The organism is Kushneria sp. Sum13, assembly GCF_052692355.1.
Genome location: NZ_CP199847.1, coordinates 99756 through 117032 on the forward strand (window position 1 = coordinate 99756; position 17277 = coordinate 117032).

Annotated in this window: 16 protein-coding genes; 8 read left to right on the top strand and 8 right to left on the bottom strand. The window is 60.9% G+C overall.

What is annotated here, in order from left to right; all coding sequences use genetic code 11:
- Window positions 1-126 precede the first annotated feature (126 nt).
- From ACUN8C_RS00470 to ACUN8C_RS00505, 8 genes are all read left to right on the top strand, one after another.
- The gene (locus tag ACUN8C_RS00470) at window positions 127-861 is read left to right on the top strand and encodes an SDR family NAD(P)-dependent oxidoreductase (RefSeq protein WP_445620429.1); all 735 of its coding nucleotides are present in this window, start codon (window positions 127-129) and stop codon (window positions 859-861) included.
- 124 nt (window positions 862-985) lie between these two features.
- Window positions 986-2410, top strand: coding sequence for a sugar porter family MFS transporter (locus tag ACUN8C_RS00475; protein ID WP_445620430.1), 1425 nt, complete (start codon window positions 986-988; stop codon window positions 2408-2410).
- A 365-nt stretch (window positions 2411-2775) separates the two neighbouring features.
- Window positions 2776-3771, top strand: coding sequence for an arabinose ABC transporter substrate-binding protein (locus ACUN8C_RS00480; RefSeq protein ID WP_445620431.1), 996 nt, complete (start codon window positions 2776-2778; stop codon window positions 3769-3771).
- Complete coding sequence (araG, locus tag ACUN8C_RS00485; protein ID WP_445620432.1) at window positions 3768-5300, top strand: L-arabinose ABC transporter ATP-binding protein AraG; 1533 nt, start codon at window positions 3768-3770, stop codon at window positions 5298-5300. The genes ACUN8C_RS00480 and araG overlap by 4 nt, the downstream gene beginning before the upstream one ends.
- A gap of 76 nt (window positions 5301-5376) precedes the next feature.
- Window positions 5377-6399: an L-arabinose ABC transporter permease AraH gene (gene araH, locus ACUN8C_RS00490; RefSeq protein WP_445620433.1), complete on the top strand. Its 1023-nt coding sequence runs from the start codon at window positions 5377-5379 to the stop codon at window positions 6397-6399.
- 46 nt (window positions 6400-6445) lie between these two features.
- The gene (locus tag ACUN8C_RS00495; RefSeq protein ID WP_445620434.1) at window positions 6446-7639 is read left to right on the top strand and encodes an aldose epimerase family protein; all 1194 of its coding nucleotides are present in this window, start codon (window positions 6446-6448) and stop codon (window positions 7637-7639) included.
- A gap of 202 nt (window positions 7640-7841) precedes the next feature.
- A complete protein-coding gene (locus ACUN8C_RS00500; protein WP_445620435.1) occupies window positions 7842-8696 on the top strand; it encodes a LysR family transcriptional regulator in 855 nt (284 codons plus the stop codon).
- Window positions 8697-8803: 107 nt separating this feature from the next.
- Window positions 8804-10024: an MFS transporter gene (locus ACUN8C_RS00505; RefSeq protein ID WP_445620436.1), complete on the top strand. Its 1221-nt coding sequence runs from the start codon at window positions 8804-8806 to the stop codon at window positions 10022-10024.
- Between the two features lie 209 nt (window positions 10025-10233).
- Here the strand turns inward: ACUN8C_RS00505 and ACUN8C_RS00510 are convergent, their stop codons facing one another.
- The 8 genes from ACUN8C_RS00510 to ACUN8C_RS00545 all read right to left on the bottom strand — a co-directional run bounded on the left by ACUN8C_RS00510 (window position 10234) and on the right by ACUN8C_RS00545 (window position 17269).
- Window positions 10234-10644 (bottom strand): thiol-disulfide oxidoreductase DCC family protein, encoded by a 411-nt coding sequence (locus tag ACUN8C_RS00510; RefSeq protein ID WP_445620437.1) that lies wholly within the window; start codon window positions 10642-10644, stop codon window positions 10234-10236.
- A gap of 76 nt (window positions 10645-10720) precedes the next feature.
- The gene (locus ACUN8C_RS00515) at window positions 10721-11653 is read right to left on the bottom strand and encodes an AEC family transporter (protein WP_445620438.1); all 933 of its coding nucleotides are present in this window, start codon (window positions 11651-11653) and stop codon (window positions 10721-10723) included.
- A gap of 92 nt (window positions 11654-11745) precedes the next feature.
- The gene (gene aroQ / locus ACUN8C_RS00520; RefSeq protein ID WP_445620439.1) at window positions 11746-12168 is read right to left on the bottom strand and encodes a type II 3-dehydroquinate dehydratase; all 423 of its coding nucleotides are present in this window, start codon (window positions 12166-12168) and stop codon (window positions 11746-11748) included.
- Complete coding sequence (locus tag ACUN8C_RS00525) at window positions 12165-13037, bottom strand: DUF3298 domain-containing protein (protein ID WP_445620440.1); 873 nt, start codon at window positions 13035-13037, stop codon at window positions 12165-12167. Before ACUN8C_RS00525 ends, aroQ begins: the two co-directional genes overlap by 4 nt.
- Before the next feature lie 55 nt (window positions 13038-13092).
- Window positions 13093-13617, bottom strand: a complete 525-nt coding sequence (locus tag ACUN8C_RS00530) for a C40 family peptidase (protein ID WP_445620441.1) — start codon at window positions 13615-13617, stop codon at window positions 13093-13095.
- Between the two features lie 238 nt (window positions 13618-13855).
- Window positions 13856-14503 (bottom strand): OmpW/AlkL family protein, encoded by a 648-nt coding sequence (locus ACUN8C_RS00535; RefSeq protein WP_108841094.1) that lies wholly within the window; start codon window positions 14501-14503, stop codon window positions 13856-13858.
- 237 nt (window positions 14504-14740) lie between these two features.
- Entirely contained in the window at window positions 14741-15913 is a 1173-nt protein-coding gene (gene pcaDC, locus ACUN8C_RS00540; RefSeq protein ID WP_445620442.1) for a bifunctional 3-oxoadipate enol-lactonase/4-carboxymuconolactone decarboxylase PcaDC, read from the bottom strand.
- Window positions 15914-15946: 33 nt separating this feature from the next.
- Window positions 15947-17269, bottom strand: a complete 1323-nt coding sequence (locus ACUN8C_RS00545; RefSeq protein WP_445620443.1) for a short-chain fatty acid transporter — start codon at window positions 17267-17269, stop codon at window positions 15947-15949.
- Between the last annotated feature and the right edge of the window lie 8 nt (window positions 17270-17277).

The window sequence follows — 17277 nt, forward strand, 5'->3', positions numbered from 1 at the left end:
CCCCTGACAAGGCACTCCTGGACCAAGGTCGCGCGTCGACCTATGTCCAATGGCTGTGCCCTGTGCGCAGGAGGACACTGCCTGGTAAGAAGTCTTAATTAAATAAGTCCTTATGGAAGCGATGTCATGACACACCCGATGTATCCCGATCTGAAAGGCCGTCGCGTGGTCGTGACCGGTGGCGGTTCCGGCATTGGGGAGGGCATTGTGCGCGCCTTCGCCGAACAGGGCGCCGAAGTACATTTTCTCGACATCATCGATGAGGCCGCACCGCTTGCCGAATCCCTGGGCGAGCACGTGCACTTTCATCACTGCGACCTGACCGACCCGCGTGCGCTTGAACAGGTGCTTGCTGATATCGGCACGGTGGATGTGCTGGTCAATAACGCCGCCAACGACGATCGCCATACGCTTGAAGAGGTGACGCCCGAGTACTGGGACGATCGCATGGCGATCAATGTACGCCATCAGGCGCTGGCCGCCCGCGACGTTGCCGTCGGCATGCGCGCGCAGGGCCATGGTTCGATCATCAACATGGGCTCGATCAGCTGGCATCTGGGCGAGCCCGGCATGGTGCTCTACGAAACCGCCAAGGCCGCCATCGAGGGTCTGACCCGGGCGCTGGCCAGCGAGCTGGGCGCTGACGGCATTCGGGTCAACTGCGTCATCCCCGGCAACATCAAAACCCCGCGCCAGTCGCGCTGGCACTCCCCCGAGGATGAGGCCCGGATCGTGAGCGAACAGAAGCTCAAGGTGCGTCTTCACCCGCATCACGTCGCAGCCATGGTGCTCTTTCTTGCCTCCGATGCGGCAGGGGGCTGTACGGCACACAACTACTGGGTCGATGCCGGCTGGCTGTAAGGCCGCGGCACTCGTGTGCCATGAATGCGCTGTTGCAGACACGGCGTCATGACGACGGACCTGCCATAACACAAACGTTTAATAACAATCGGTTCGAGACAACAACATTCAAGGAGATACCGCCATGCCATCAGACACGTCGGTTCAGGCCGAGGACGGCCGCAAGCAACAGTTTTATGTGTTCGTGATCTGCTGTGTCGCCGCACTGGGCGGCTTTCTGTTCGGTTTTGACAGCGGGGTCATCAACGGCACCGTTGATGGTCTGCAGACGGCCTTCAATTCCGAGGCCGCCGGCACCGGCTTTAATGTGGCCTCGATGCTGCTGGGCTGTGCCGCCGGCGCCTTTTTTGCCGGGCGGCTGGCGGACCGCTTCGGGCGCCGGATGCTGTTGATCGTCGCGGCGCTTTTTTTCATTGTCAGTGCCTGGGGCTCCGGCGTGGCCGATGGGTCCTTCGAGTTTGTCATCTACCGCATCCTGGGCGGTATCGCGGTCGGGGCGGCCAGCGTCATGACGCCGGCCTACATCAGTGAGGTGGCACCGGCCGCCATTCGTGGACGACTGGCGACCATCCAGCAGATCGCCATCATCACGGGGCTTTTCATGGCCTTTGTCAGCAACTACCTGCTGGCGCGAGTGGCTGGCGCCTCGACCGCCGAATTCTGGGGCGGCTTTGAAGCCTGGCGCTGGATGTTCTGGATGGAGCTGGTCCCGGCAGTCATTTTCTTTCTGGCGCTTCTGGGCATTCCGGAAAGCCCGCGCTTTCTGATCAGCAAGGGCGAAAGCAAAAAGGCCCTCAAGGTGCTCAAGACCCTGATGGGCAGCCGCGAGGCAGAGCAGAAGGCGGGCGACATTCGCACTTCGCTGCATCGCGAGCGCACTCCCGGCCTGTCTGATCTGCTCAACGCAACGACCGGGCGTGTTCATCGCATTGTCTGGGTCGGTATCGGTCTGGCCGTATTTCAGCAGCTGGTCGGTATCAACGTGGTGTTCTATTACGGTGCGGTACTTTGGCAGTCGGTTGGCTTTACCGAAAGCGATGCGCTGTTGATCAACATTATCAGCGGGGCAGTCAGTATTGCGGCCTGTCTGGTCACCATTGCCGTGGTCGACAAGGTGGGGCGCAAGCCGATCCTGTGGATCGGCTCGGTCGGCATGACGATCACGCTCGGTATTCTCGCGTATGCCTTCTCCACCGCTGCCATCGTCGATGGTGCTCTACGTCTCTCCGACAGCATGGGCATCGTGGCGCTGCTGGCGGCCAACATTTACGTCATGTTCTTCAACGCCTCCTGGGGCCCGGTCATGTGGGTCATGCTCGGGGAGATGTTCCCCAACCAGATGCGCGGCTCGGGGCTTGCCGTGTCGGGACTGTTCCAGTGGCTGGCCAATTTCGGTATCACCATGACCTTCCCGATCATGCTGGCCGGTATCGGCCTGGGCGGGGCCTACGGCATCTATGCCTTCTTTGCCCTGATTTCGGTGTTTTTCGTCTTCAAAATGGTCAAGGAGACCCGTGGCCGCGAGCTCGAAGACATGGCCTATGAGTAATGCCATCAGCCGGCCTTGAGTGCTGCATACCCCTGTCGCCCGGCACGATTGTGCCGGGCGATTTTGTCAGTCCTGACGCCGCTGTCACGTGGCCGGCCGTGCCGTGGTGTGCCGTCTTGAGGATGGTTTGGCAACAGGGCGTAACTTTAGTCTCAGCGCCTTCATCAGGCGCCATGACGACAGAGGCCATGTTTGCTGGATCGACCTGATACCGATAGCCTTTTGGATATCACTTCAGGTTACTTGACGCATTAGTCGTCGCTTAAGTCGCGCCGTATGTTGGCTTTAGTGTGTCAATGGCACGACCTGTCGGCCTTGATCACCCATGAATAACAAACTGCCCCCTGAAGGGCCCGGAGTCTGTGATGTCCCTGCTACCTGCCTTTACCCGTGTCCTTGCCACCACGCTCATTGCCCTGGTGCCACTGGGCATGGCGCATGCCAGCGATGACAACGTCAAGATCGGCTTTATCGTCAAAAAGCCCGAGCAGGCCTGGTTTATCAATGAACAGCGCGCGGCCAGCGAGCTGGGACAGGAGCAGGGCTTCAGCGTGGTACGTCTGGCCGGTGAAGACGGTCAGCAGGTGCTCAGCGCCATCGATAACCTTCACGCCCAGGGTGCGCAGGGCTTTGTGATCTGTCCACCGGATGTGCGTCTTGGCATGGCGATCGCCAACCGGGCAAAGCAGTACGACATGAAGGTCGTGACCGTGGACGATCAGTTTGTGGGCGGTGACGGCAAACCCATGGCGGATGTGCCCCACTTGGGCATGTCGGGTTACAAGATCGGGGAGCAGGTCGGTAACGCCATTGCCGAAGAGATGAAGCGTCGCGGCTGGGACATGGCCGACACCGGCGCGCTGCGCATCTCCAACAACGAGCTGCCCACCGCTCGTGAACGCACCGATGGTGCCACCCAGGCGCTGCTCGATGCCGGTTTTGACAAGGCCAACGTGATCGATGCACCGCAGCAGAACACCGATACCACCAGCGCCTTCTCGGCGGCTTCTCCGATGTTTTCCAAGTACGGCAAGTTTGACCACTGGGTGATCTACGCCCTCAACGAGGAAAGCGTGCTGGGCGGCGTACGGGCCAGCGAGCAGTATGGCCTGTCGCCGGACGATGTCATCGGTGTGGGTATCAATGGTTCGGGTGCGGCCTTTGCCGAGTTCTCGCGTGAAAAACCTACCGGCTTCTACGGCACCGTCGCGGTCAGCTCGACCATGCACGGTCGCCAGAGCGCCGAGAACCTTTATCAGTGGATTGCTGAAGACAAGCAGCCGCCGGCCAATACCGAAACCACCGGCACCCTGATGACGCGCGACAACTGGAAGGAAGTCCGCAAGGAACTGCAGCTGTGAGTTCGGCCACCGCCACGGCAATACCCGGCACAAGCCAGGTTGATCCCTGGCTGCGTGTGGAAAACGTCACCGTCGAGTTTCCGGGCGTTCGGGCGCTCGACGGGGTGAACTTCAGTGCGCGCGCCGGCGAAGTACATGCCCTGATGGGTGAAAACGGCGCCGGCAAGTCGACCCTGCTCAAGGTGTTGAGCGGTGTGAATCGCGTCACCGATGGCGCGCTGATGGTCGGCGGTGAGCGCCATGTGTTTTCCAATGCCCGCGAGGCACTGCGCCTGGGCATTGCGATCATCTATCAGGAGCTGACGCTCTCCCCCAACCTGTCCGTAGCGGAAAACCTGCTGCTGGGGCAATTGCCCCAGCACTACGGCATCGTCGATCGCAAGCGCCTTCGTGAGCGGGCGCTCGGCATTCTCGAGGAGCTGGGCGAGGGCAGCGTCCACCCGGCCACGAAGGTGCGCGATCTCTCGATCGGCCAGCAGCAAATGATCGAGATCGGTCGGGCGCTGCTGCGCGATGCCCGCATCATTGCCTTTGACGAACCGACCAGTTCGCTGTCGGTACAGGAGACGCGCCAGCTCAAGCGTATCGTCAAGCGTCTGCGCGATGAGGGCCGGGTGGTGCTTTACGTGACCCACCGCATGGAAGAAGTCTTTGAGATGTGCGACGCCGTGACGGTCTTTCGTGACGGGCGTCATATCTGTACCCACGACACCATGGAAGGCCTCACCCAGGACCAGCTGGTCAGCGAGATGGTCGGGCGCGATATCGAGGACGTCTACGGCTATCGCGCACGCGACACCGGCGAGGTCATCCTGAAGGTGGATGCCCTGGAAGGGCACGGGCTGAAGGCGCCGGTGAGCTTTGAGGTTCGTCGCGGCGAGGTCTTCGGATTCTTCGGTCTGGTCGGTGCCGGGCGCAGTGAGCTGATGCGGCTGATCTGCGGCGTCGAGCGGCCCAGGGGCGGTGAAATCCACTTCAATGGTCGTACCGGGCGCTTCAATTCGCCGGGCGATGCGATTCGGGCCGGTATTGCCATGTGTCCGGAGGATCGCAAGTCGCAGGGCATCTTTCCGGTGGCCAGTGTCACCGACAACCTCAATATCAGCTGCCGGCGCTTTTTCAAGCGCATGGGGCTTTGGCGCCACCCCAAACGCGAGCTTGAAAACACCCGCGACTACATCGAAAAGCTGCGCATTCGAACGCCGGGGCCGCGTACCCGCATTAGCACGCTGTCCGGTGGCAATCAGCAAAAGGTCATCCTGGCGCGCTGGCTGTCCGAGCAGATCGAGCTGTTTGTGATGGATGAGCCGACCCGCGGCATCGATGTCGGGGCGCGGCGCGACATCTACAACCTGCTGTATGACCTGGCCGACCAGGGCAAGGCCGTGGTGGTCATTTCAAGCGATCTGACCGAGGTCAGCGCGATCTGTGATCGCATCGCGGTGATGCGAAACGGCGCGCTGGTCGACATCGTCGATCGCGACGCCGCCACGCCCGAGCGGCTGTTGGGGCTGGCGCTGCCGGCCTGAGTACGGCTGTTTTGGCCACCATTGTCCCGACCACCACCGGCGCCAATAACAACATGATGTCTGGAGACACCGAATCATGAGTAGCAACAAAAGCGTTCATGCCGCCGAGCGCGGCCAGACGGAGACGGCGCGTCCCTCCGGGCGTCAGGGGCTGATCAAGCCGCTGCGCACCCTGCTGGATACCTCCGGGCTGATTGCCATTTTCATCGTGCTCTTTATTGCACTGGCGGTGGCGATTCCGGATTTCTTGACCAGCCGCAATATGGTCGGTCTGCTGCTGTCAGTGACCATTATCGGCACCATCGCCACCACCATGATGATGGTGCTGGCCCTCGGTGAAGTGGATCTGTCGGTCGCCTCGATCGTGGCGTTTGCCGGCGTCAGCGCGGCGGTCATTACCAGCGCCTCGGGCAGCGTATTGATTGGTGCGCTGGGCGGTATTGCTGCCGGTGCGCTGGTGGGCGTGTTCAACGGGTTCGTGGTGGCCCGCTTTGGCATCAATTCGCTGATCGCCACGCTTGCCGCCATGGAATTCGTGCGGGGGCTGGCCTACATCACTTCCGGCGGTGATGCGGTCATGATCACGGTGCCGGGCTTTTTCGAGCTGGGCAGCGCCTCGTTTCTGGGCCTGACCCTGCCGGTCTGGACCATGATCATCTGCTTTGTGATCTTCGGCTTCGTGCTCAACCTGACCGCTTTTGGCCGCAACGTGCTGGCCACCGGCGGCAATCCGGAAGCGGCGGCACTGGCCGGCGTCAACGTGCGTCGGCTCAAGATCATCGTGTTTGGCCTGCAGGGACTGGTGGCCGGGATCGCCGGGGTGCTTCTGACCTCACGCATGGGGCTGGGTGACCCGAATACGTCCATGGGGCTGGAGCTTGCGGTCATCTCGGCCTGTGTTCTCGGCGGCGTCGCGCTTTCCGGTGGGGTGGCCTCGATCACCGGCGTGCTGGTCGGCGTACTGATCATGGGCTGTGTGCAAAACGCCATGGGGCTTTTGAACGTGCCGACCTTTTATCAGTACCTGGTGCGCGGCGCCATATTGCTGCTGGCCGTGCTGTTTGACCGCTGGAAGCAGCAAAAGCGTCAGCGGGCCTGATCACGATCGGTAGCGAGTCTCTTCTTCAACGCGTCTGGAGCATGTCATGAAACAACCTTCCCTGCGGTCTCTGGTTTTTCTGAGCGCCGGTCTCCTGTCCCTTGGGGCTGCTCAGGCCATGGCGGCCTCGACATCCGCCTCGCCCTCGACGGCCATGACGCCCGGCGTTAAGCAGTTTGTTTTTGGCACCCTGCCAGATGGGCGCACCGTACACGGCTATCGCATCAATAGCGGTGGGGATGTCGATATGGAAGTCATCGACTACGGCGGCATTATCACCTCGCTCAAGACGCCGGATCGCCACGGAGAGAAGGCCGATATCGTGCTCGGCTTCAATTCGCTGCAGGACTATCTGTCGCCGGCCTATAAAAAGCTCAACCCCTACTTTGGCGCGCTGATCGGGCGTTATGGCAACCGCATCGCGGATGGTCGCTTTACGCTGGATGGAAAGACGTATCAGCTGGCCACCAATGACGGGCCCAACCATCTGCACGGTGGCGATGAAGGCTTCAACCAGAAGCTCTGGCAGGCCACGCCGTTTTCCTCAAGCGAGGGCAGCGGTGTGGTGATGCGCTACACCAGTGCCGATGGTGAAGAGGGCTATCCGGGTGAGCTGGCTGTCGAGGTCAAATACACCCTGACCCACGACGACACCCTGGCCATTGATTACAGTGCGCGCACCACGAAGGCCACGCCGGTCAATCTGACCCAGCACAGCTATTTCAACCTGAACGGGGAGGGTAGTGGCAGCATTCTTGATCACGTCATGACCATTGATGCCGCCAGCTACACGCCGGTCAACAAGACGCTGATCCCGACCGGTGAAATCGAAACGGTGGCCGGTACGCCGTTTGACTTCACCCAGCCTACACCGATCGGTGCGCGCATCGAGGCCGACAACGAGCAGCTCATGCGAGGCAAGGGCTATGACCACAATTTCGTGCTCGCACGCGAGCCTCGGCCCACGCTTGAGCATGCCGCACGCGTGAGTTCACCGGAAAGTGGCCGGGTGCTGGACGTCTTGACCACCGAGCCGGGACTTCAGTTCTACTCGGGCAATTTCCTGGATGGCAGCGTGACCGGCAAGGGCGGGCAGGCCTACGGCCATCGCTCCGGGCTGGCGCTGGAAACCCAGCACTTCCCGGATTCCCCCAACCAGTCCGGCTTCCCTTCCACCATTCTCCAGCCCGGCGAGACGCTGGAAAGCCACACGGTCTATCGTTTCTCGACCGAGGACTAGTGTCTTTTACACCTGGCCGTGTGCTTATTAACGAACGCCCTGCGGTTGCTGCCGCAGGGCGTTGATGTATCAAGGATGAGACGTTGAGCTTCGATGATTTTTGATGAGCGTAATGTACGGCCGCACTCAGGACCTGAAGAGTGATAGTGTAAAAGAAGGCTGGCGCCAGCTGCTATTTCAGATGAATATCAGGCAATGATGCATGTTTGACTGGGAAGACCTTCGTTATTTTTCTGCCTTTGCCAGAGCCGGCTCACTCTCGGCAGCCGCGAAGGCATTAAGGGTGGAGCACGCCACCGTAGCCCGCAGAATCGCTTCGCTGGAAGAAGCGCTGAATCTCAAGCTCGTGGACCGGCGTCCACGTGCCTATCTGCTGACCGAGGATGGTGTGAAGGTTGCCGGATTTGCCGAGCAGATGAGCCAGTCGTCCTTTGCACTGGAGCGTTTTGCCGATGCAGGTCAGGGTCAGGTGCAGGGTGAGGTCATCGTTTCGGCTCCTCCAGCATTGACCAGTATTCTCCTCGCGCCCCATGTTGGCGGACTCTATAACCAGTATCCTGACCTGCAGTTGCGTCTTGTGGGGACAAAGGCCAGAGCTTCATTGGCTCGTCGAGAAGCGGATATCGCCATTGGTTTTGAACGTCCCACAGCCCCCACACTAATTGCCAGAAGACTGGGAAAACTGCACTTCACGCTTTATACCGCCTCACGGTACTCCAGACGTGGCAATCAGCATGTTTTTATCGGATACGATGAGAGCATGGCGGATTCCATGCAGCAGCGATGGCTTCATGATCAGGCAGATGGTCGCCCCATCGTCATGTGCAGCAACGACCTGCGTATCCAAGCCATTGCAGCAGCTGGTGGTGCAGGGGTTGTGCTGCTGCCAGAGTTTCTGGCTGCAGAACATGATCTGGTGCCCCTTGATCCGCAAGGGCCCTTTCTAATGATGGATCTCTGGCTTACAGCCCATGAAGATGTGAGAGAAACGGCACGTATCAGAGCCGTTATGGACTTTATTGTGCACTGCACTGCCGAAATCGCGACAGCAGACTGAAGCGCTTGTGAATTCCTGCATAATTCAGGTGTGTTCCTGGGGAATACAGACGTTTGCAGCCTGACCCTACCATGGGCAGCAAATCCATATATCCCCATGGTTCTGTCATGTCACAAGCCCTTTCGAATGCCGATACAGTCCCTTCTCAGACCAGCCAGAGCTCCAGAGCGCCGATCTTCCGGGCTGCCTGGGTGGTCATGGCAGTCTTTATCCTCTCCAACGCCACAACACCCCTTTATAGCCACTGGCAGCACTTGATGGGCTTTGGGTCAGGGACGCTGGCTACCATCTTTGCTGCTTATATTGCAGGCCTGATCTGTACCCTGCTTGTTGCAGGTCAGTTATCTGATCATTTCGGACGCAAGGTAATCCTTGTGCCTGGAGTGATGCTGGCCATGATGGCTGCCATGCTGTTTGAAATAGCGGATACGGTTATCGTACTTGTACTGGCAAGAGTTCTTGCTGGCATCTCTGTAGGCATTATTGTTTCTGCCGGCATGGCCAATGTGGTCGATCGTGCAGGGGAGGCCCATAAAAGACTGGCTTCCCTGATGGCATCGGTTGCCATGGTGCTGGGGGCTGGTGCAGGCCCCTTTATCGCTGGTTTGCTGAGCAAATATACGGCTTACCCTGTAAGAAACGTGTTTGGCGTTGAGCTTGGTCTGTTGTTCATCGCGTTGCTGATGGTGTTGTGCCAGCCTTCGCAGCGGCCAGGTGAAATGACATTTCACTTCAGCCTGCCGTCAGTGCCCCGAAATAATCTTTCCAGCGTAGGGTTTGGTATTCTCTTTTTCGGCCCCGGTATTACCGCCACTTCGTTTGTGTTATCTCTTGGGCCCAGTCTTTTTTCATCCTTTCTCCATGTGGATAGCCCGCTGGTAGCCGGCAGTACTGCCTTCACCATGTTCATGGTAGCGGTAGGGATACAGTTTGCAGCTCAGAAGTACTCGACACGCACGGTGTTTATTCTGAGCGGCTCCTTGACACTTTTTTCGATGATCACCTTATGGATTTCAGTACATGAGACTTCAGCGCTGTGGCTGATGGCATCGGCATTGCTGGCCGGTGCCGGACAGGGCACAGGACAGCTTGGAGGGCTGACCCTGATAGGAATGGAAGTGCCCACCAGCCATAGAGCGCAAGCCAATAGCCTCTTCAATATGGGGGGGTATCTTCCAGCCGGACTATTGCCCGTGATGACTGGCTATCTTATCGACCTGATCGGTATTCAGACTGGAGTAGCCGTGCTGGCTGGCCTGATCATGACAGCGGCAGTGGCTGCAGTGGCTTTCGTGATCAGGCAGCCTGTCAGTCGCCCGCGGGCATGAATGGCCATGAGCCGGTATTCCGATTGATCGCGCTTTTGCCACCACACATTCGGTAAAAAGTGGTCTGTCGTGCTCGGGCGCGCGGGTTCGACCCCCGTGCCGGCTCCTGCAAAATCTCGAAGGATGGTCATACAGAACGTTATAAAATCATCAGCGCCCTGCGGCATCTGTCGCGGGGCGCTGATATAACAGAAATGGGGCGTGCAGCCTCAGGGCTTTTTATCGGCAATATCGCACTGACCCGTTTCGCAGCGCTCACAGCGCTGTCGCCCGGTCAGCCAGCCTGAAATGCGATAGCGCCTGGGGGCAAACCAGAGATAGACCCGATCGGCGACCGGGCGAATCAGTGGCCAGCGCAGGGGCGCGGTGATCCAGCCGCGGCCGACCAGCGACCAGGCGCGATGGGTCACATCCAGCCCGCGAATCCGTTGACCATGAACGTCACCCATCAAAATGGCGCTGGCGTCATCCCGGTCAATATCGGGATAGCGGATTGTGAAGTTCTCAGCATGAATATCTTCAAACGCAATGCGCTGCTTTTGATCGAGTCGCTTTAGATGATTGATCTCATTGACGCACAGCGGGCAGGTGCCGTCATAGAAAAGCGTCAGGTCGGCCATGTATAGCCTCTTTGAGAAGATGGGGTTCCCATCAGCATAGCGGATCAGCGCGCCTGGCGGTCAGGATCAGTGCCAGTCAGGGCGCGCCGGCCAGCTGAAGCATGACGGGCATGGTCAGCATCGCCAGCAGGGTCTGGCCGGTAATGATCGCCGCCATCAATTCGGCGTCGCCGCCGAGCTGGCGGGCCAGAATATAGGCCGAGGTTGCCGTGGGCAGTGCGGCAAAGAGCAGGGCAACCTGTCGATCCACCCCATGCAGGCCGGCCAGCCAGGCCAGGGCCAGCACCAGTATCGGGGTGATCACCAGCTTCAGAGCGCTGGAGAGCCAGAACGCTCGACCGCTTCGCCATAGCGCCTTTGGACGCAGGGCCACCCCCACGGCCACCAGCCCCAGCGGCAGGGCCGCCTGTCCCAGCAGAGCAATGGCTGATGCCCCGGGGTCTGGCAGGCCGATACCACTCCAGTTCAGCGCCACGCCCACCAGACAGGCAAGAATCAAGGGATTGCGCGCCAGCGCCAGCGCGCTTTTGCTCATGCTGGCCGGCCCCTGGTGGTCAGAGGTAGTGCCGGAGACGATAAAGGCCAGCACGCACAGGATATTGGCGGTGGGGACCATCAGCGCGATGGCGACCGCTGCCACGGTCAGCCCGGGTTCGCCGTACAGCGCCCCGGCGCCGGCCACGCCGACATAGGTGTTAAAGCGCACCACCCCCTGAAAGGCCGAGGTAAACACCGGCGGCGACAGCGCCAGACGCTTGCGCGTCAGCCATAGCGCAGCGCCCAGCGCGATCATGGTACCGAGCAGGGTCGCGGCCAGCGGCAGCACCGATACCTGGCTGACATCGGCCGAGGCAAGCGTTGCCACCAGCATCGCCGGGAACAGCAGGTAGTAGATAACGCGCTCAAGCCGCGGCCAGAAATCCCCGCCGGGAAAGCGGGCCCAGCCAAGTGCCGCCCCCAGCGCGATCAGGGCAAACAGCGGGGCCAGCGCACCGACGATGCTGCTCATGGGGATCTTCCTTGTCTCAAGGCGGGATCAGGTCCTGGTCACGGCTTTCTGACGGGCCCGATTTTTTAAGGATTCAGCCCCTAAAAGGGTCTTTAGCGCGACAGAAAATCGATCGCTGCCAGATAGCCGAAGCTGCCCATGCCCGCAATGACCGCTTCGGCCCGTGCGGAAATATACGAGTGGTGGCGAAACGACTCGCGGGTGTGGATGTTGGACAGATGCACCTCGATTACGCGCCCTTCAAAGGCCTTGAGCGCGTCCAGCAGCGCCACGGAGGTATGCGACCAGGCGGCTGGATTGATGATGATGGCATCGAACTGCCCCCGCGCGTCATGGATGCGATCGAGCATCACGCCTTCGTGATTGGTCTGCAGAAAATCAGTGGCCACGCCCTGGTCAAAGGCGCGGTGGCGAATGGCATTTTCGATGTCGGCAAGCGTCTCATGGCCATAGATCTCCGGCTCGCGCTTGCCCAGAAGGTTCAGATTGGGGCCGTTGAGGATTAAAACGTTCATTTCGACTCCGCGGTATCGGCGGTGGCATTGGGTAAAAATCTCGGCTTGAGCACGTTTTCAAGGTCGCTATAGGGAATGGTCAGCGTGGGCATGCCGATGGCGTAGGGCCCGAGCGCATAGGGACCATAGGTGACCGCCATGTTGTCCTCAAGCGGAGCAGCGTTATCGCTGGGCGAGAACGGCCAGTTGATGGGGTCGAGCGTTTTGCCCGCCTCACTGTCTTTCATCCAGCGCTGCCAGGCGTTTTTCAATGCCGCCTCGAAGGCCGGCTTTTGCCCGTCCTGCAGCATGTCGTCCAGCGTCACGACCTGGCGGGTCTTTTCATCGATGACCATGTAGTCGGTGCCCGGCATGCCGTGAGCACCGCCGGTCATGACATAGCTTTGAAGCTCGAGAACCAGCAGGTCGTCGTGATGGCCGATCTCTTTGGCTTCCAGGGTCGTGTAATAAGGGCGCGGATGGTCGCTGTCGGCGTTGGCCTGGGCACTTTGATCGAAAAAATCTTCGGCGTAGGCGTCCAAAGTGGCGGGCAGGGCGTCCTTGTCCACCCCTGACTCGCTGATCGGGTTGCCCATCCGCACCAGGCGACGTTCCAGTTCACTGGACAGGGCCGGGTCGTTGTCGAACCTGATCATGTGAATTTCCACGCTGGCGCAGTCATCGCCTTCGCAGTCCGGCGCCTTGATCGTGCGATTGACGAAGGTCGGTGACAGGCCTTCCTGCGGCTTTTGCGTGTCGGCGGTCTCGCTGGACGGCTGCGCAGCGTCGGGCTGATCGACGCTCTGGTCATCACCGTTTTGATCACAGGCGGTCAGCGTCAATAACAGGGCCGGCACGGCCAGCCACCGATAGCGTGTTGAAAGAGTCATGGGGCTTCCTTTCTTAAGGGGCGATGGTTCTGGGAGACGATGGTCGTCAAGGGGGTCAGGGTGCCGGGGCCGCGGCACCGCGGTAGTGGCTGCGCCAGTAACGCTTGTCGAGGCCTGCGATGGTGACCTGACGCCCGCTGCCGGGGGCGTGGATCATCTGGTTGTTGCCCATGTAGATCCCCACGTGGCTGACGCTGCCTTTTGAGCCAAAAAACATCAGATCCCCCGGGCGGGCGCGCTCGATGTGCTCAAGGCCATCAAACTGCTGCTGCGAGGTACGGGGGATTTCGATACCGGCGGCCTGAAGGCTTGCCTGGGTCAGGCCGCTGCAGTCCACGCCGGCGGGGGTCGTGCCGCCATAGCGATAGGGGGTGCCCAGCGCGTCGCGGGCGTAATTCATGACCAGCACCCGCTCGATCGAGAGATCCTGCTGCTCGGAAATCGGGCCCATCATGTCACTGGTCTGCATCTCGGGGTTGCCGGCACAGCCGGCCAGCCAGAGAAGAGTGATCAGCAGGGACACCTCGCGCAGGCGTCGTATCGGGCGCCGGAGAAGGCAAAAGGCAGCGGACAGTGACATGAGCAGATTCCGATGGGCAGCAAATGTTTCGATATTAACCGCGAGTGTCCCGTCTTTTCGAGTCCTGGCTTGCGTAGAGATGGGAAGGTGTTGAAGTGCGCTTCCGTTTTAGACCCTGTCAGGGTAATAAAACACGACCATGACCGGACAATAAACATAAAAAAACCCGACGGCAGGCCGAAACCGTCGGGTCAGCACCGGTCGAGAGAGCGGTGCAAAAAGGGTAGGGTTTTCTGGATCAGAAGCGGTAGCTGATGCCGCTCATGATGACGACCGGGTCGATGTCCAGGTGCGTCTTGTAGGTCTCGCCGCCGGCGCTGGCGGTCACGTTGGAGTCGATGTCCAGATACCAGGCCGCGGCGTTGATGGCCCAGTGATCATTGATCAACAGATCCACACCGACCTGACCGGCCCAGCCCCAGGAATTGTCCATGTCCATGCTGGCGCCATCGATGTCGACGCTTTCCGCCGAGAAGCGGGTGTAGTTGATGCCGGCGCCGACATAGGGCTGTACGCGGGCATCGGTGCCGCCCAGCGGGTAATACTGCAGCGTCAGCGTCGGGGGCAGGTGCTTGACCGAGCCGCCCTTGTCACCGTCGAGATTGAAGTCATGCTTGATGCGCTGCGCGGCCAGCAGTTCCACGCCCCACTGGTCGAGAAAGCGATAGCCAAAGGTGATCGCGAACCCGCGACCGTCCTTGACGTCGACCTTGTCCACGCCGAGTGAATCGTAATCACCGTTGTCATCTTTCGGTGACACCTTGGCAAGGCCGGCGCGGGTGAAGAAATCGCCCTGACCGTAAGTGGATTCAGCAGCCTGGGCAGTTGTACCCACGGTCACCCCGAGTGCCAGAGCGGCAATGGAAATAAGCGGCAGCGCGCGCATGTGTCTGGTTCCCCTGAACAGGTTTTTTCTGAAGTGGTTCGGGCTCCCCCTCCAGGCGTGATGCACCCGACCCGATCCCTGTAAGTGCCTGACACCATTGTGCCAGGCGAACGCTGTTCATTTATTGACGCACGTCAAAAGAGGTGTGACGGATTGTTTCCGCCCACCGGCTTCAGGGCGCCGGTGGATGGATTAGACTGCGCAGGAGAGTTTTGATGGCAGGCAGGAGAGGGGCGGTTATTCGCCCCAGCCGTGCTGTTTCGCCAGCCCAAAGGCGTGGTTGGCCGCCGGCACGCCGGCATAGGTGGCCACGTGCATCAGGGCCTGGCGCAGTTCCGCCTCGCTGACCCCGGTGCGATGCGCGGTCTTCAAATGCAGTACCAGCTCGCCATCGCGCCCGAGCGCGGCCAGAATCGCCAGCGTGATCAGACTACGCTGGGTGACGGACAGATCCTGACTGCCCCACAGCTCACCCCAGGCAAAGCGGGTGATCATCTGCTGGAACGGCTGATCCAGTGTGGTGGCGTTACTGGAAGCGCGCTCGACATGCTCGGCGCCGAGCACGCGCTTGCGGGTCTCAAGCCCCTCATCATAGGTAACGCCGTGAAGACCAGTGTTGCCAGCACGGGTGCCAAGCCAGGTCATGAGCCGCTGTGCCACGGCCTGTGGCTGTTCGACCGAGGGCACGTGGCCGGCGCCGGCCAGAATCTCCAGCGGTGGTGCCTTCAAAACCTCCGCCAGCGCCTCAAGGGTTTCCGGCGGTGTGGAGAGATCATCGCTGCCACCGAGCAGATAGAGGCCGTCGCGTTCGGCGCTTTCCCTGAGGGCACCTCGCATGTCAAAGCCGGCCAGCATCTCGCATAGCCGCGCATAACTTTCATCATCGGTGCGGGCGAGCTGGGCGCGCCAGCCTTCCACCAGCGCTGCGTTGTCGCGGGTAGTGGCGCTGAACCAGCGGGGCGCCAGCTCACCGGCCATGGCCGCCAGCCCTTCATCGCGGACGCGCTTTGCGCGGGCATGCCAGTTCTCCGGCGTGCCGATGGTGGCGCCGGTGTTGGTCAGTACCACATTGGCCAGACGCTCGGAATGCTGCACCAGCAGATGCTGGCCCAGCGCGCCGCCGATCGAGGTGCCGATAAAGTGAAAGCACTCGGCACCGGCGCTGGACACCAGTGCGAGCAGCTCATCGGTCAGCGACTCAAGCGTCAGGGCTCCGGTGGCGGGGGCGCTGCCGCCGTGGCCCGGCAGATCCCAGGTCAGGACGCGATAGCGGCTCAAAAGGGTGGGCAGCACCTCATCCCAGACGCTCTGGCTCATGCCCAGCGGATGGGCGAGCACCACCAGCGGCGCCGCTTGCGGGCCCAGCAGACGCCAGGCGATGGTACGGCCCTGATGCTCCATGAATGTCATGTGTCTCTCCTGATGATTCGATGGCGTATTGGCCTAGCCCAGCACGGCCAGCGTGGCGAACACGCCGCCGATGGCCAGCCCCGAAATGACCAGCCAGATGATGAGATAGCCCATGATGTCGCGCGCTGAAAGCCCGGCCACGCCCAGCAGCGGCAGGGCCCAGAACGGCTGAATCTGATTGGTCCAGCCGTCGCCCCAGGTGAAGGCCATGATGGTGCGGGCCGGGTCGGCGCCGATGGCAGCGGCGGCTTCCATCATGATCGGCCCCTGAATGGCCCACTGTCCGCCGCCGGAAGGGATGAAGAAGTTGACGATGCCGGCGCACAGAAAGGTCAGAACGGGGAAGGTCGCCGGCGTGGCCACCGAAATGACGGCCTCCGAGAAATGCGTGACCAGCCCGGAGCCGGTCATCATGCCCGCGATGCCGGCATAGAGCGGAAACTGCACGATGATGCCGCGGGCGGCGCTGACGCCTTTTTCCGCCGCGCCCAGATAGGCCTTCGGGCTGCGATGCAGCAAAAGCCCCAGCGCCAGAAAGAAGATGATCACGGTATTGAGATCGATGCTGAAGCTGCCGGCGGCGGCCTGAGCAACCAGATAGAGCGCCGCCATGGCGCCCAGAAACAGGGTCGGCAGGCGGCTGCGCTCAATGCGATCCGACGGCGTGCCGTCACCCTCGTCCGCCTGCGCAGCGGGCTCGGCGCTGGCGTTGTCGGTCATCTGCAGGGTGACGATGTTTTCGGGCTGTCGCTGGCGGGCGAAAAACGCCAGCAGCAGCGCCAGAAGCAGCAGGGTAAGAGCAATGTTCCAGCCGGAATAGAGCGTCTGCGACACCGGCACGATGCCGATGGCGTCTTCCATGAAGTGGCCGGGCGTGGCAATGACCAGCGGAATCGACGAGGACGGTCCGCGCACCAGCTCACCGCCGTAGGCCGCCGCGACCAGCAGCGGGAAGTGGATGCCGGCCACCCGCTGGCCCATTTCGCGGGCCAGGATCGCGCCGGCCACCATGCCAAATCCCCAGTTGAGGTAATAGCAGACAAAGCTGACCACGATGGTCAGCAGGATGGCCTGACGCGGCGACCCGGCATGTCGGGTCAAACCGGACAGCGCGGTCTGCACGACCGGCGTCAGGGCCAGTACGTAGCCGGTCAGCAGCACCAGCGTCATCTGCATGCCGAATTTGAAAAGCTCTGAAAAGCCATCGCCCCAGTACGTCACCATATCGATGGGCGACTGTCGGGTAATGGCCATACCCAGCGCAAACACGATGGCGGTCAGCATCACCGCCAGCACGAAGGCGCTGGGCAGGTAGCGCTGAACGATGCGAACCGACAGATTGGTCACGGCTTCCATGGCACCTT

What these genes read in the sequence shown, in the direction of transcription:
- ACUN8C_RS00470 (WP_445620429.1), top strand. Translation starts at nt 127, where the DNA reads ATGACACACCCGATGTATCCCGATCTGAAAGGCCGTCGCGTGGTCGTG.
- ACUN8C_RS00475 (WP_445620430.1), top strand. Translation starts at nt 986, where the DNA reads ATGCCATCAGACACGTCGGTTCAGGCCGAGGACGGCCGCAAGCAACAG.
- ACUN8C_RS00480 (WP_445620431.1), top strand. Translation starts at nt 2,776, where the DNA reads ATGTCCCTGCTACCTGCCTTTACCCGTGTCCTTGCCACCACGCTCATT.
- araH (WP_445620433.1), top strand. Translation starts at nt 5,377, where the DNA reads ATGAGTAGCAACAAAAGCGTTCATGCCGCCGAGCGCGGCCAGACGGAG.
- ACUN8C_RS00495 (WP_445620434.1), top strand. Translation starts at nt 6,446, where the DNA reads ATGAAACAACCTTCCCTGCGGTCTCTGGTTTTTCTGAGCGCCGGTCTC.
- ACUN8C_RS00500 (WP_445620435.1), top strand. Translation starts at nt 7,842, where the DNA reads ATGTTTGACTGGGAAGACCTTCGTTATTTTTCTGCCTTTGCCAGAGCC.
- ACUN8C_RS00505 (WP_445620436.1), top strand. Translation starts at nt 8,804, where the DNA reads ATGTCACAAGCCCTTTCGAATGCCGATACAGTCCCTTCTCAGACCAGC.
- ACUN8C_RS00510 (WP_445620437.1), bottom strand. Translation starts at nt 10,644, where the DNA reads ATGGCCGACCTGACGCTTTTCTATGACGGCACCTGCCCGCTGTGCGTC.
- ACUN8C_RS00515 (WP_445620438.1), bottom strand. Translation starts at nt 11,653, where the DNA reads ATGAGCAGCATCGTCGGTGCGCTGGCCCCGCTGTTTGCCCTGATCGCG.
- aroQ (WP_445620439.1), bottom strand. Translation starts at nt 12,168, where the DNA reads ATGAACGTTTTAATCCTCAACGGCCCCAATCTGAACCTTCTGGGCAAG.
- ACUN8C_RS00525 (WP_445620440.1), bottom strand. Translation starts at nt 13,037, where the DNA reads ATGACTCTTTCAACACGCTATCGGTGGCTGGCCGTGCCGGCCCTGTTA.
- ACUN8C_RS00530 (WP_445620441.1), bottom strand. Translation starts at nt 13,617, where the DNA reads ATGTCACTGTCCGCTGCCTTTTGCCTTCTCCGGCGCCCGATACGACGC.
- ACUN8C_RS00535 (WP_108841094.1), bottom strand. Translation starts at nt 14,503, where the DNA reads ATGCGCGCGCTGCCGCTTATTTCCATTGCCGCTCTGGCACTCGGGGTG.
- pcaDC (WP_445620442.1), bottom strand. Translation starts at nt 15,913, where the DNA reads ATGACATTCATGGAGCATCAGGGCCGTACCATCGCCTGGCGTCTGCTG.
- ACUN8C_RS00545 (WP_445620443.1), bottom strand. Translation starts at nt 17,269, where the DNA reads ATGGAAGCCGTGACCAATCTGTCGGTTCGCATCGTTCAGCGCTACCTG.